This window comes from Thermoplasmatales archaeon, assembly GCA_026127925.1.
Taxonomy (GTDB): Archaea; Thermoplasmatota; Thermoplasmata; order Thermoplasmatales; family Thermoplasmataceae; genus JAKAYB01.
The window spans coordinates 1-14168 of record JAJSLM010000012.1 but is presented as its reverse complement, the minus strand read 5'-3'; the positions used below and the strand labels follow the sequence as shown (position 1 = coordinate 14168).

Annotated in this window: 11 protein-coding genes and 2 tRNA genes; 7 read left to right on the top strand and 6 right to left on the bottom strand. The window is 37.8% G+C overall.

The genetic code is table 11. From position 1 onward, the window contains the following. Window positions 1-31: 31 nt before the first annotated feature. Window positions 32-997 (bottom strand): type I pantothenate kinase, encoded by a 966-nt coding sequence (coaA, locus tag LVQ96_08215; GenBank protein ID MCW6171136.1) that lies wholly within the window; start codon window positions 995-997, stop codon window positions 32-34. A 415-nt stretch (window positions 998-1412) separates the two neighbouring features. Here coaA and LVQ96_08210 point away from each other — a divergent pair, with 415 nt between their 5' ends. Then, complete coding sequence (locus LVQ96_08210; GenBank protein ID MCW6171135.1) at window positions 1413-1916, top strand: hemerythrin domain-containing protein; 504 nt, start codon at window positions 1413-1415, stop codon at window positions 1914-1916. Between the two features lie 34 nt (window positions 1917-1950). On the opposite strand, the gene LVQ96_08205 is transcribed toward LVQ96_08210, so the two are convergent. The 4 genes from LVQ96_08205 to LVQ96_08190 form a co-directional block, all read right to left on the bottom strand. After that, window positions 1951-2034: transfer RNA gene (locus LVQ96_08205), tRNA-Ser, on the bottom strand. A 174-nt stretch (window positions 2035-2208) separates the two neighbouring features. Continuing rightward, window positions 2209-2291 (bottom strand) — tRNA-Ser (locus LVQ96_08200). Window positions 2292-2342: 51 nt separating this feature from the next. Further along, complete coding sequence (locus LVQ96_08195) at window positions 2343-2756, bottom strand: CoA-binding protein (GenBank protein ID MCW6171134.1); 414 nt, start codon at window positions 2754-2756, stop codon at window positions 2343-2345. Between the two features lie 169 nt (window positions 2757-2925). Next, entirely contained in the window at window positions 2926-3816 is an 891-nt protein-coding gene (locus tag LVQ96_08190; GenBank protein ID MCW6171133.1) for an aminoglycoside phosphotransferase family protein, read from the bottom strand. Window positions 3817-3965: 149 nt separating this feature from the next. On the opposite strand from LVQ96_08190, the gene LVQ96_08185 reads away from it, so the two are divergent. From LVQ96_08185 to LVQ96_08160, 6 genes are all read left to right on the top strand, one after another. Beyond that, window positions 3966-4271, top strand: coding sequence for a transcription factor S (locus tag LVQ96_08185; GenBank protein MCW6171132.1), 306 nt, complete (start codon window positions 3966-3968; stop codon window positions 4269-4271). A 15-nt stretch (window positions 4272-4286) separates the two neighbouring features. Continuing rightward, window positions 4287-5657, top strand: a complete 1371-nt coding sequence (locus LVQ96_08180; protein MCW6171131.1) for a signal recognition particle protein Srp54 — start codon at window positions 4287-4289, stop codon at window positions 5655-5657. A gap of 200 nt (window positions 5658-5857) precedes the next feature. Next, a complete protein-coding gene (locus LVQ96_08175; protein MCW6171130.1) occupies window positions 5858-7390 on the top strand; it encodes an extracellular solute-binding protein in 1533 nt (510 codons plus the stop codon). A gap of 301 nt (window positions 7391-7691) precedes the next feature. After that, window positions 7692-8315 (top strand): sugar ABC transporter permease, encoded by a 624-nt coding sequence (locus LVQ96_08170; protein ID MCW6171129.1) that lies wholly within the window; start codon window positions 7692-7694, stop codon window positions 8313-8315. Between the two features lie 4 nt (window positions 8316-8319). Then, window positions 8320-9129 carry a carbohydrate ABC transporter permease gene (locus tag LVQ96_08165; GenBank protein MCW6171128.1) on the top strand — a complete coding sequence of 270 codons (810 nt, stop codon included), beginning with the start codon at window positions 8320-8322 and terminating at the stop codon, window positions 9127-9129. Between the two features lie 4 nt (window positions 9130-9133). Then, complete coding sequence (locus LVQ96_08160) at window positions 9134-10195, top strand: ABC transporter ATP-binding protein (GenBank protein ID MCW6171127.1); 1062 nt, start codon at window positions 9134-9136, stop codon at window positions 10193-10195. A 514-nt stretch (window positions 10196-10709) separates the two neighbouring features. Here the strand turns inward: LVQ96_08160 and LVQ96_08155 are convergent. Next, a complete protein-coding gene (locus LVQ96_08155) occupies window positions 10710-13706 on the bottom strand; it encodes a glycosyl hydrolase-related protein (GenBank protein ID MCW6171126.1) in 2997 nt (998 codons plus the stop codon). Window positions 13707-14168 lie beyond the last annotated feature (462 nt).

Below are 14168 nucleotides of genomic sequence, written 5' to 3'. Positions count from 1 at the left end.
ATTTTCCTTTTTCGCCTCATGTGATCGTCAGTTAGATCTTCCTCATATGGATCTGAGTAATGCAGTGGTCTGCGCCCTTTACGAGGATAAGATGAGCATGGTACTTTGTTGGGGCTATATTTTCAGTGAGGTTAACACCGTTAATTCGATCCCAAATTTCTCCACCTATCTTCAGTGCTTCATTCTCTGGAACCTCGGCCAATTTTCTGAAATATGATCTAGGGTCCGTGAATGCTGTCTTACGCAAAACCATGAACCTATCCAGGAACCATTTTTTGATAGCGAGTTCTTCTGCGTCAATGTATATAGAAAAGTCGAAGAAATCCGAAACTATGAGTTCCGGAACATTTTTTGTTCTTAATGTCGTACGCGTCTGCAACACGTTTAAGCCTTCCAGAATAACTATGTCTGGAGAGTCGACTTCAATTAATTCATTTGGCATTATATCATAAGTCAAATGCGAGTATACTGGAATCTTCAGATTTGTTCTTCCAGATTTCAGTTCATAAAGAAAAGTGATAAGACTCTTTATATCATAACTCTCGGGGAAGCCCTTTCTTTCCATTAGGTTTTTTTTCTCGAGTACGGCATTGGGAAATAGAAAGCCGTCTGTTGTTATGAGATCTACCTTGGGCTTGCTTGGCCATCTCGATATTAGTACTTTCAGCAAACGTCCAATCGTGCTTTTTCCAACCGCAACGCTACCGGCAATACCTATAACATACGGAACTCTGCTTGTAGGTTCCTCCAGGAACGTCCTTCTAGCAATGTATAGATTGACCTGAGCCTGATAGTACATCTGAAGCAATCTTGAAAGTGGGAGAAAAACGTCTTCAACCTCACTGGTAGAAATATTTTCATTGATTCCTCTGATCTCTTTTAAGTCCTCCTCTGAAACAGTCATCGGTGTAGAATTTCTGAGTGCGCTCCACTCCTTTCGTGAAAATGATATGTACGGCGAAACATCGGATTCTTTCAACGAAGGCAGCATTGCCATTGTAATAGCTATGCATAACATGATATAGCGTTTGCGTTTCTAGGGAGCTAGAAAATGGTGTGAGCTAAATAACCAATAGCTGTTTGCACTACAGCTATAGCATGTCGTGTTTGCTTAACCTTAATTAGTGGAAAGTACTATATTACCGTGCATAAAGTATGTCCGAATTGTAAATCCGACGAAATTCTTTCCTCTTATTTTTTTGTAACGGGTCACTATAAATGCCTAAACTGTGGATATGAAGGGGCATTCATAATGGAAATGGATGATTACGAATATCAAAAATTCCTAAGCATAGACGACTCACGAGAAAAGTGAACATTTTATGTAACATTCGATGTTTGTCATTATAAGTTTCAGCGTGTGTTGTTTGACTTATCCCGAATTCGTAAATAGAAGGTCAGAATAAAGTTTTATGGACCTAGCCGAATTGCTTATGCTTGATCACCTGGCAATAAGATCAAAAGGGCACTGGAATATTCCAGGAAAGAACACTGAAATTTTTATCGATTTTGCTACTTTCATAGATGACTGTCATGTTCAGGTTGAAGAAAGGGTATTCTTCCCTACAATAACTGAATTCGAATGGGAAGATAGGGAATCTTTCAAGAAAACGGTAGATAGAATTAAAGCAGATCACAAACTAATAAAGACACTTGGCGATAATTTGAAGAAATGGCTGTCTTCAGGAAACAGTAATTTTGAGTTGAGGTTGCCATTGTATTACAAAACGGTTGAAGAGCATAATTCCAGCGAGGAAAAATCAATTTTTAACAGGTGGCCAGTTCTTGCAGAAGAGGCAAGGAAAAACGCTCTGAAAGAATCGTTAGACATCATAGATGGCTTTGGCATTGACAGATATGTGTCTGAAACAGAAAGTTCAGAGGAGTTTATTTTTTATATTAAGAATATAAAATGAAACCCCTATCAAATAAGTTTGACGAATTATGTCACGCTGGGAGGGAGATTTGAACTCCCGATCTACAAAGAGAACAGGTTTTCCAGACCTGCGCCCTACCAGGCTAGGCTATCCCAGCTTCGTTCCGCTATCTGTTCAGGATATTTAATTTTACACAGCCCCTTCCGATAATAGAAATATTTAGCCTTAACTGCGTTTAAGTTGTAATATCGGAAGATTTCAACATGGCTCATTTTTCGCCATGAAAAAAAAAGGAATTACAATATTGTAAAACGGGGTTACATAATTTAGACGCCGGGAGGGAGATTTGAACTCCCGAGCTACAAGAGCAATAGATTTCGGATCTATCGCCTTACCTGGCTAGGCTACCCCGGCAAAATCTCTCGGAGAATGCTATAATTTATATTTAAATTTAGGCGCAAGCTTTTATTTTAGCCTGCTGTGCTCTTTCATCATGCACCGATCCATAACAACAAGAATCCCATTTTCCTTCGCAAGCCTAGCACCATTGCCGTTGATTACTCCCTCCTGCATCCATATCACCTTAGGGTGTATTTCAAGACCTTCTTCCACAATTTTTGGCACGACTTCGGGTTTTCTGAATATGTCTACAATATCAATGTTCTTATTTTTAGGAATACTGGCTAAATTCGGGTACGATTTTAAACCTTCCCATTCCGCAATAGCCGGATTCACTGGAATGATATCAAACCCATTCTTTCTCAGGTACGTAGCGACTCTGAAGCTATCTCTATCCGCCTTATCAGATATCCCAACAACTGCAACAGTCTTGCTATTCCTTAAAATCTCTGGAATCTTGTTCTCATCGTAGCCAGCCATAAGAAATAATAGAACACCCCAATAAATAGATTACACTCTTTCATAGACCGGCCTAATATTTTCAGAATTGATCTGTCATTTAAAGATCGCCCGATCATCTACTTAATTGAACACACACATCATTGGAGAAGTTTAATTATAAGAAAGAACAAATTTAAGAAGAGATTTCTTATAGAACGAATCGCCTATAGAGAGAGGTCCTGAGTCTTTCTAAACCAGAACGAATTAAGCTGGAATTGTTCATTAAGCGTCCATCCATGATCTCAAAAAGAGGTTCAGTTCTGATGTAAAATTCAATCCTAGTGCTCGCATCATCGTCGAGTCGGTAATCTAAGGACTCAACTATCCGGGCCGCTTCGTTTGGAAAATCAACGGCTATCGCAGCTATATCTATAGCAGGATCCCCAAATGATGCATATCCCCAGTCTATGATTGCAGATATTTTATCTCCAAGAACTAAAACATTATCCTTGTACAGATCTCCGTGAACAAGTGACGGTTCAAATTCGTAGTTTTTTTGGAGAAAATTCTCAAATTCACTTTCTATTAATTTTTGGAGCTCTTTATCCAATAATGGAAATACATTTTGCTTGACGTTGTTCATTAAATCTTCAAACTGTATTTTCCAGGATAGCGGTGTGTAGAAATTAATCCCTGATCCTTTAATCTCATTATATTCTTTCTTATGGAGATAATTTAGAATATCCACTAATTGTTTAAGCATTATCTTTGACAGACTTTTTCTTTCGCTAATCGGTTCTCCTTTGATAAACATATACCCACCAAATTTCTCATTGTTATCCTGATTTGTGAAGATATAGTTTGGAATGGATATCGGAGAATCGCTCAGTATTTTCGATAAGTTGATCTCCATCTCCAGTCTTTTTGAGTTTTCAGTGTCTTTCTGAAATTTGAAAACATATTCCTTGTCGATTAGGAGCACTAAGTTAGCGTGTGTTTCTCTAAGAACCACGTAATCAGATGCATCAATGTCGTATTTCACATTCTTAGCTTTATTCAGGCACTGAAGAAGAAATCTCTTATCTTGATCACTCGGCATTGGATTTGGAATATCCATTATGCGTTTAAACATAACCCAGATCATTAAAATTATTTGTAGGCAGCAACTCTGTCTTCTGTTTGTGTACAATCTGGATTAAATCCTTGGACTGTCAATGTATTTATACAATCAAGTATTCCTTTTATCCTATGTTTTGCCCAAAATGTGGTTCACTTATGACACGTTCAGGTAACAAACTTGTATGTGGAAGTTGCGGATACACGGAGGATGTTCCAAACGGGAATTCCGGGCAAATAGTGAGCAAGAGTTCGCACAAAGAAGTCATATTGATTCGCGAGGAGAAAAGTGCAGAACCTCTTGATTCTGATGCGGTCTGCCCAAAGTGTGGGCACAGAGGCGCTTATTATCTCCTTAAGCAGACTCGTTCTGCAGATGAGCCGGAAACAAAATTTTATACTTGTGAATCTTGTGGATATAGGTGGCGTGAATACTGAAATAGGGGATAGAACATGGTTCTAGAAGGTCTCGGGAGCTCCCTCAGGGAGACCATAAGGAAGATATCTAATTCGAGTTACGTCGATAAGCAGATGATCGACGAGATCATCCGTGACATTCAGAGAGCTCTTCTCAAGGCAGATGTGAACGTAAAGCTTGTTCTAGAACTCACTAGCACTTTGGTGAAGAGAGTTAACGAGGAAAAATCACCTGCAGGAATGCCTCAGCAGGACTTTGTTATAAAGATTATTTATGAGGAGCTCCTGAAAATACTAGGCGAGAATTCGACATTGAAACTCAAGCCACAGACGATAATGCTTGTCGGCCTTTATGGTCAAGGCAAAACGACGTCAGCAGGCAAACTTTCAAGGTTTTTTCATAAAAAAGGCCTTAGCGTAGGAGTAATAGCAGCCGATGTTCACAGACCCGCGGCCTACGATCAGCTGGAACAGATTGCAAGGTCGCTGAATATCCAGTTCTACGGAGAACGCAATGATAAGAATCCGGTAAAGATAGTTAAAGCGGGTCTTGAGTCCCTAAAGGATCTAAAAGTAAAAATCATAGACACGAGTGGTAGAGACTCTCTAGACAATGAACTCATTGAGGAGATCCGGGATCTAAAGAAGTCTATTAACCCTGATGAAGTATTACTAGTGATAGATGCGACGATAGGTCAACAGGCTGGTCCACAAGCTTCTGCAATAAATGAAGCTGTAGGGATAACTGGCGTGATAATAACTAAGATGGATGGGACGGGAAAGGGTGGCGGCGCGCTGAGTGCTGTCGCGACCATTCATTCCCCTGTATACTTTATTGGCACAGGTGAGCACCTCGAAGACCTCGAGATATTTGACGCTAAGAAATTTCTTTCAAGATTGCTTGGCCTTGGCGATCTCGAAACCCTCCTTGAAACATTCAAAGAGACAAACATAACCGAGGAGGAAGCAGAAGAATCCATGTCCAAGTTGATGTCCGGGAAATTTAACTTAAAGGACATGTACGACTTATGGGAAAAGTTTGCCCAACCAGGCATAATTAAGAGAATGTTTAACGCTCTTCCATTGTCAAAAATGCCCGGTTCAAAGCAGCTCGAATCTGTTGATATAGATTCCGCGCAATCCAAACTTGAGAACTATAGGGTAATTCTGGATTCCATGACCTATTACGAACTGGAACACCCGGATGAGATCAACGCAAAAAGAATAGCTAGAGTTGCCCGCGGATCCGGAAAAAGTGAGGCAGATATTCGTACGTTACTTCGTGAGTTTAAGTCCATGAAGAACAACCTTAAAGCATTAAAGGGAAACAGAGGTTTTAAGAAAATGCTGAAAAATCAGATTCGAAGCGGTAATTTCGGCCTTGATCAACTGGAAAACATCGAATGAAATCAACTTATCTTCTTCTTTTGCTATTTGTTGTTTTAAGTTAAATATAGCAAGATGCCCGCATATTGGTATTTTACCTATTGTAAAAAAACACTTCTGATCTTCGTATATGACAAACAAGATATTGCAAAATACTACTAAAAGTGTTATTTTTAGAGAAAGTTTAAATATCTAGATTTGAATCCTATCGAAGTGGTCGCATGAATAAAACAGGAATAATTGCAATAATTGTTGTAATCGTTGTTGTTGTGGCGGGGTTAGGTGTTTATTTTGGTCTGTACTATCATCCCACGACAAAAAAAGTAGAAACTATTAGTATAGCTGCCCCAATATATGGTGCGTCGGCAGCCAAATGGGAAAATTTCATAAATAACTCTACAGCTGCTTGGCAAAGAGCTCATCCAGGCGTTAAGATATCTTTTGTCGGTCCCTTTGACGCGAGTAGCGAAGGGAATTATTACACAAAACTTGACCTGATGACTTCGAGTCCGTCTACTGCGCCTAGTGTAATGTTAGAGGACATGTTTTATACAGCCACTTATGCATCAGATCATGTTCTTTCACCTCTCAATAGTTATTTGAATAGTTCAGAGAGATCATTGTATTTTCCTTCGGCACTTGGTCAAATGACCATAAATAGCACTCTATATGGACTGCCCGCTCAAGTTACAGATACACTTATATATTATAACATGACGTTGTTTAAGGAAGCTGGGATAGCTTTGCCTTGGCAGCCGGCCAACTGGACTGATATTATAACCACAGCTCAAACCCTTCAATCAAAATTGGGTTCATCTATTTCTGGATTTATCCCTATGAATGTATATACTGATACTAGAGGCGACGAAGCTTCAACATTCACTGGATTTGAAGGATTACTTTATGGAACCGGTTGGGGGCTCTACAACTTTACAAGTTCAAAATGGTATGGATTTAATCCTGGATTAAACGCAACATTACACTTTTACAAAACAATTTTTGTAACAGATCATTTAGCTTCCGTTGATTTGAGCACAACTCCGTATATAACAACTGGGCAATATATGCAAGAGGGGAAACTGGGCATAGCTATTGACGGAAGTTGGATGTTTGGCTATCAATGGGCATCAGGATCTGCACATTATATATCGAACTTCTCAAAATATATTGGAGTTGCGAAAATACCGACAGAATTTGGTCAAAGTCCTAACTACAGTTCCATGGTAGGTGGGTGGGGCTGGGCCATGTATAATGGAGTATCTAATAAGTCCCTAGTTTATTCGTTCATGTCGGCATTAGACAACACCACCAATCAAATTGCCATAAACCTTCCTGGTGGAGCGCTTGCAGGAGGACTTCCAACAACAACTAATGCGGTTTCTAACCCACAATTTAGCAAGTTGATGCCTGCGGATCCGTCTTTGGACACGTTCTTTACAAACATTTTGGCTTATGGAAATTATAGACCACCAGTTGCAGCGTATCCGACGGTATCGGATGCGTTACAAGCAGCAATGAGTGATGTCGTTGTCGCTGGTAAATCTGTAAGTCAAGCACTATCTACGTATGATTCCACTTTGGTAGGTGCTCTTGGGGCTTCACAGGTTCAAAGCGTATACGGTCCTACTGTAGGGCCGTCACTAACAACCTATGAACCTACCAATTCAATTCAGCATATCCTGAATTTCGAAAGTCTATCATCAACAAACTACTATAACAATATGTACCTACTTGTACCAAGAATTGGAAGGTAATGAAAGAGAGTAGTTGGGGATCTTGACAGAAGTAAGTAATAAAACGAGTATAGGTAGGGGTCATTTAGATATTTTTCCCTTTATTGCGCTTGTTCCTACTTTTGTCTATTTGAGTATATTCTTCATTTATCCTTTGATACTTTCATTTTATTATTCTTTTACGAATATTTCTTTGTACAATATTAGTGAATTTGCTTACGTTAGTATATCAAACTATGCAACTCTATTTAAAAGTTCCGTTTTTATACAATCAATAACTGTGACAATTGTATTTTTGATTTTGTCGGGGGTAGTTGGGCAAATGTTTTTGGGTTCTATACTTGCTTATGTGCTGAATGGAACAAAAAAGCTTTTTGCCACGATAATTACACTAATAATATTAATGGCTTGGGCTACACCTCAAGTTGTGGCAGGCATTACGTGGTATAGTACTGTTAGTTATATCCCTGCTGGTTTCTTAAATTTCATTATAACTCGTTTTGGAGGTACACCTATAGATTTCCTCTCGAGAAGCAGTGCTCTTTATGTGATTATATTTGCCAATATATGGTTAGGCTTGGGTTTTTCTGTTCTTCTTTTTACTTCAAGCCTTAAAAATATCAGTCCCTCCATTATAAAAGCCACAATTGTTGATGGGGCTAATCCATTCTCGCGTTTTTTTAGAATTATATTTCCTATGATGAAAGACACAATTCTTACTGACCTGATACTGATAACGTTGTGGACCTTGGGAACGTTCACTATGATCTATGTTTTGACAGACGGTGGTCCAGCTAATGTCACTGACCTGTTAACTATCTATCAATATCACACGGCATTCTCTCTTTTCAGCATAGGTCTTGCCAATGCAATCGGGGTGATAATAATACTTATGGGTGTGGTGATGTCTCTTCTGTATTTACGGTTTGTAAAGGTTCAAGGTTAGGAACATGAAAGTTACAAGTTTGGGGTCTTATATCGTTTTAACGATAATTGCGATTTTATTTATAATCCCTTTTGTTTGGGTTTTCGAAGAGGGATTTTCATCTGTTAGCAATATAGGTTTCGGTGACTTTGGCCATTTTACACTAATTGCCTATTCCGATATTTTTCATGTGTACTATTTTAGATTAGCTATAATCAATGGGTTGATTCAGTCACTAGGCGGCATGGCATTTTCTATAGCATTTTCTATATTAGCCGCGTATGTATTCTCTAGACGTAGATTCCCGGGTAGGATAGCCATTTTACTCACGATATTGTTCTTCACTGGATTCCCAGTTTTTTCTTTGTTGATACCAACTTACGTTTTTTACATAAAAACCGTGCTTTATAATACCCAGTTTGGTGTAATATTATTTCTTGGGGTTTTGAATCTTCCTATAACTGTATGGCTGTTGAAAAATTCTTTTGACCAAATCCCAAAGTCCATTGAGAAGGCGGCCATAATAGATGGAGCTTCACCTCTTCAATCCATCTTTAATGTTTTTTTACCCATGGCGTTTCCCTCCATAGCGGTTCTGATTTTATTGGATTTCATAACAAATTGGGGAAATTTTTATGTGCCATATATCCTATTGTCGTCACAACATCTCTTTCCGATTTCCGTTTATATATATAGTTATTTTGGCGCATACTCAGTTAAATACAATGAATTGGCAGCGGCTTCAGTGATATATACTATTCCCACTTTGATCCTTTATATTTTTGCGCAGAAATATCTTATTAAGGCATTCTCTATAGGTGGAGTGAAGGGGTGAGATTATGGTATCCGTAGAACTAAGTAAAATCATAAAAAAATTTTCTAATACAGTTGTGCTAGATAATTTGAATTTATTTGCGAAAGACAAGGAATTCTTTATTTTATTAGGTGCGTCTGGTTCAGGTAAATCTACAACTCTAAATATAATTTCTGGCCTTGAAAAAGCATCTTCTGGAGATATCTTGTTTGATGGAAACAACGTAAACGCTCTTGGACCCATGCAAAGAGGAGTCGCTATGGTTTTTCAAGACTATGCACTTTATCCACATATGACTGTATTTAATAATATGGCGTTTCCACTAAAAATGAGGCATTTCTCAAAGGAAAGCATCATTAAGAAGGTTAATGAGGTGGCAGACTTATTAGGTTTGAATGAGCTCTTGACCAGGTACCCGCGAGAATTGTCTGGAGGGCAGGCTCAGAGAGTGGCCCTGGGCAGGGCTCTTGTAAGAGATCCGTCCATTTTTCTTTTAGACGAACCGCTTTCAAACCTAGACGCAAAGATCAGAAGCCAAATAAGGATAGAACTTAAGTTGATACAGCAAAATCTTGGAAAAACATTCATATATGTCACTCACGACCAGCAAGAAGCAATGTCGCTAGGCGATCATATTGCTATACTTCATAACGGTAAACTTGAGCAAACCGGAAGCCCGATGGAAATATACAAGAAACCAACAAATGAATACGTGGCCGCTTTTCTTGGTGAGCCTGTTATTAATTTCTTCGATCTTGAAAAAAGGAGTGACAAGTACTACAGTGAGGATTTAATAATAAGCAATCACTCAAATGAATTAAAAGAAATAACCGTTGGCATACGACCTGAAAGTTTCGCAATGGATAAGCATAGGGATGGCGATATAGCTATAAAAATAACACCGAAGGCTATCGAAGCACTTGGGGCATACACATTGATTGTCGCGAATACAAATAGCGGCAAGGAAATTCGCATAAGAACCGATACTCCCAAAAAAGTAGAATTATCCAAGGAAATGGTTGTCTACGTGCCTTTTTCTGAAATTTATATTTTTGACAATAACGGGTCTAGAATTGATAATCTATGACAAAATTTAAAAATAGGAAAATAAGAATTATTATTATTTTGCTGGTGTCTACGGTTTTAGTATTATCCATCGTTATCCCCACTATTGTAGATATACCGCAAAGCCAGAAGTCATCCAACGTACTTTATGATATTACGGGTGTGTCGCTTGGATATGTGAATGTATCCAATTCTGCTACGATTTGGAATATTACTGTCAGTAAGGTTTACTCTTCAAATCCTTTCAGTATTTCTTTTAATTTTCCCACTAACGTTTCATTAAAATTTATCTACATTACCACTCCACATTTTCGTGTAAATCAGTTTTTTTTTAAGTACAATAATTATTATTTTAATGGCTCAGGTCAAGGTAATTTTGTTGGTTCAACAGTCTCTTCTTGTGCTAGTTTAAATATTATTGTGTATAGTAATATTTTATTATTTTCTGGTGTGTTATCGATCCATCTAGTTGGAAACATTCCACCGACTGTAATCTATTAACGATTTTATTTTGATAGTCTCGGCGAAAGACAAGCCTAATCCTTTACTCGCAAGAATAAGGTCTTAATTTCAAATTTATTATAATCTATATCGCCATTCAGCTTTTCAGAATACGTATCTTCAGTAATGTCTGTTTTATAAATGTCTGATATAGTGGCGAAATTAAATTTGAGTTTAGCCGGTTTGTTAAACGCATAGGATCTCACAATAAGGCCATCATTTGACTTTGCAGGTTTAATTGCTTCTATTTCTACGCCGGTCTCCTCTACCGGAAATAATTTTTCCTTAGAAGAACGCCCTTTTTTGTTCTTAGACTGATAGATGATTGGTGGATGGAATATGAAATTACATTGCTTGAAAACCTCTTTATAGTCCTTATCCAACAGGATATAGAATGTGTTAACGACTCCCTCAATATCAGAAAATGGGTTTGGATACAACGGGATCTTCGCTAAGGTTATTCCTAGCTCTCCGTTGACGAAGCTATATCCATGTAAGTCTCTGGACACCAAGGAAAAACCATTGCTAGCATCTGACCAGTTTACAAAACGAAGTGCGGGGAATTCGAATTTCGGATTATTTAATGCTCCTTCAAAATCTCGTTCAATAACCCCAAATGGTATTTCACAGATTAAGCGTTTTGTCATAACGCTAGAATTAAAGAACGTTTTAACCAGTTTTTCCCTGTTCGAAAGCTTAATGTTGTTCTCTACTTCCACAACTTTATTTAAGGAATTTAGTATAAATTTTTGTATTATTGTAGAACCGTCTTCGTAAGTAACGTTAGATTTCAAGATCAAAAATGAGCCTTCATCCTCGTACATAATATTGCACTTTCCTTTGTTTAGAATTCGCCTCTTTTCCAGGGTATCATAATCTATATTCCAGGCATCAAATTTAGCTGGTAAGTCTTCCATAATCTCTGTAGCAGCGTTATGAATTATATTTTTACCATCATTATCAATTTTAAAGGACCCATCTAGATTAAGCCAAAAATCATAAATCTTCGTAGTCACGTGAATATATCTATCTGTCTGTTCAACTTTGAATGGGACATCATTAATACATGGGTTCACAATTTCGGTCAGCTCTCTCTCTACAGTTACGCAGAAAGGCTCTGCTTGAATATATCCATATGAATCTGTACGTTTTGCCTCAAGATTTATAGCGTTTTTTGAGAGATCAAGAAATGTATTAAGTTGGTACTGACTCTGATTTAAGACCACATAACCCGCTGATAAGTTGTATTTTTCACAAATATCGGTCATTTTCTCCTCTATATACTTCAAAGTTTCTGCAATAGCATTGTCCAGATCAGCAAAAGCCTCTAAGTATGCAAAGTAGTTAGCCGATCCGGGAATAACGTCATGAAATTCCGCTGTGAGCAAAGTTTCCCATTCTTTCCTTAGCGCATTCGGTTCGCATTTAGATCCTTTCAAAACACCTACGGACGAAACAAAATCAGCAGAAATAAGTAGATCTTCTAACTGAGAAACTTTCTTCTTGATCTTATTGTTTGTTGTATAAGTTCCTCTGTGATTCTCGACATAAAGCTCACCAGCAACTTTTTCAGAACTTTCAGAAGCGTGTTTCACGTCTTTCAAGAAATCGCCCTCTGAGAACAGCTGATGTGTTCCCTTTACTAAGTTTGGTAGAAACTGCATGAGTTCAATCATCTCAACATTTGGACCTCCTCCACCATCGCCATACCCATAAGGATACACATACGGTTTTCCCATTTTTTTAAGACCTGATATTTCTCTAGCTATTTGGTCATATTCCATATTTCCATTATATGTTTCATTCACCAATATGCTTGGAATATATGTACCATCTATACCCGTCCACACGAAAAAATTATAAGGAAAATATGTGGTATCATTCCATCTTAACTTGTGAGTAATAAAAACTTCTATATGACTTTCAGCCATAATTTGGGGTAGTTGAGCACTAAAGCCAAATGTGTCTGGTAACCATCCTATTCTTGAATATCTGCCAAACTTTTCCCTGAAATAATCCTGTCCAAATAGGAACTGCCTTGCAAGTGATTCACCTAAAACCAAATTTGTGTCCGATTCAACCCACATTCCACCAACGGGCAACCACATTCCATTTGCCACAGCATGTTTTATTTCATCGAATAACACTTTATTTTGATCTTCTATCCACTTATAATATAAAGCTGAGCTTTGGGCATAGACAAAAGAATATCCCTCTCTGTACAACTTAAGAGTATTCAAGAAAGAGCGTTTAACTTTCTTTCTAGTTTCGCTGTACGGCCACAGCCAAGCCGCATCAATGTGGCAATGACCCATAAGATATATGTCCCCATCCATAGATTGTATCACTTGATCTGAAACTTTCTCAAGAGATTCTAACTTATAAGTTCCAAATTTTAAGTCTGCCAAAGAAGCATCACTTATTGGAATCGAATAGAAATCAACAAGTTGCTCGTAATCGCCATAGGTGTTATGACCCATTATACTCGCTGCTGCTATCTGCAATATATTTGGTGTCTCATGCACAGAATAAAGGCTGTCTAGTATCTTCTCAAGTGCTATTTCATCGTTGCGGTAAATATAATACTTTACGACATTTTTCAAATATAAAGCATAAGAAAACTTTTTCCAGTTTATTTTTGAAATTATCACTCTACTTACAGTGAAATTCCACATACTACTTCCAAAGAATGAAGTGGAACTTGCATTGATCTCTATATTTTCTACTTTATTCCTTAAGAATATGAACTTATGCCCAGGATCTATAGTTTGATCCTCAATGTCATCTGTTGATACTACCCCAATGCCAGTCATATCGATAAACAAAAGGTATCTTTCATCACTATCTAATTGGGGAAAGAATACGTTGATCTTTATGTTTATGTTATCTCTTGGATCAACTCTCATTGTAAAGGGTAATTTGATCTTTCGATCATTAATGTTGATATAGTCTATTATTTTTATGAAAGTATAACTCATTGAAATAATATCACTCAATTTTCTTAGAATTTTTGTCTGCAATTCATCCTGCATAGGTGTGATATTGATTTTAGCACTATAAGCATTCTTATATCCTTACGCCTTCTTCAACAGACAATTTCTAACAACATATTAATTTTCACTCTTGATTGATCTTTCAAGGAAATTACAGCGAATTCATGGTCGATGCAGTCGGAAATGGTTACTTTATCTCTTAATTTCCCATTCTTTTCATCCATTCTTCATTGAATTTCCATAGCTCACGCTATCATCCCATTCTTTTTCATCCTTATCATGCACATGAGGTTGTGTCCAAGACACATGAACATGTTCTTGACCCTTACCCTTGGGATAGTGGTAACGAAGACATGACCACCATGGAATATTGTCTTGATGACAGAATATGGCCTTTCACCCTGATGTGCTCCCTTTATTATTTGTACAGTTATAAGAGAGATAATATACTACGATATAGATATAAGGGGGAGTCCAGAGGGGGTTTTTTGAAACTCCTGC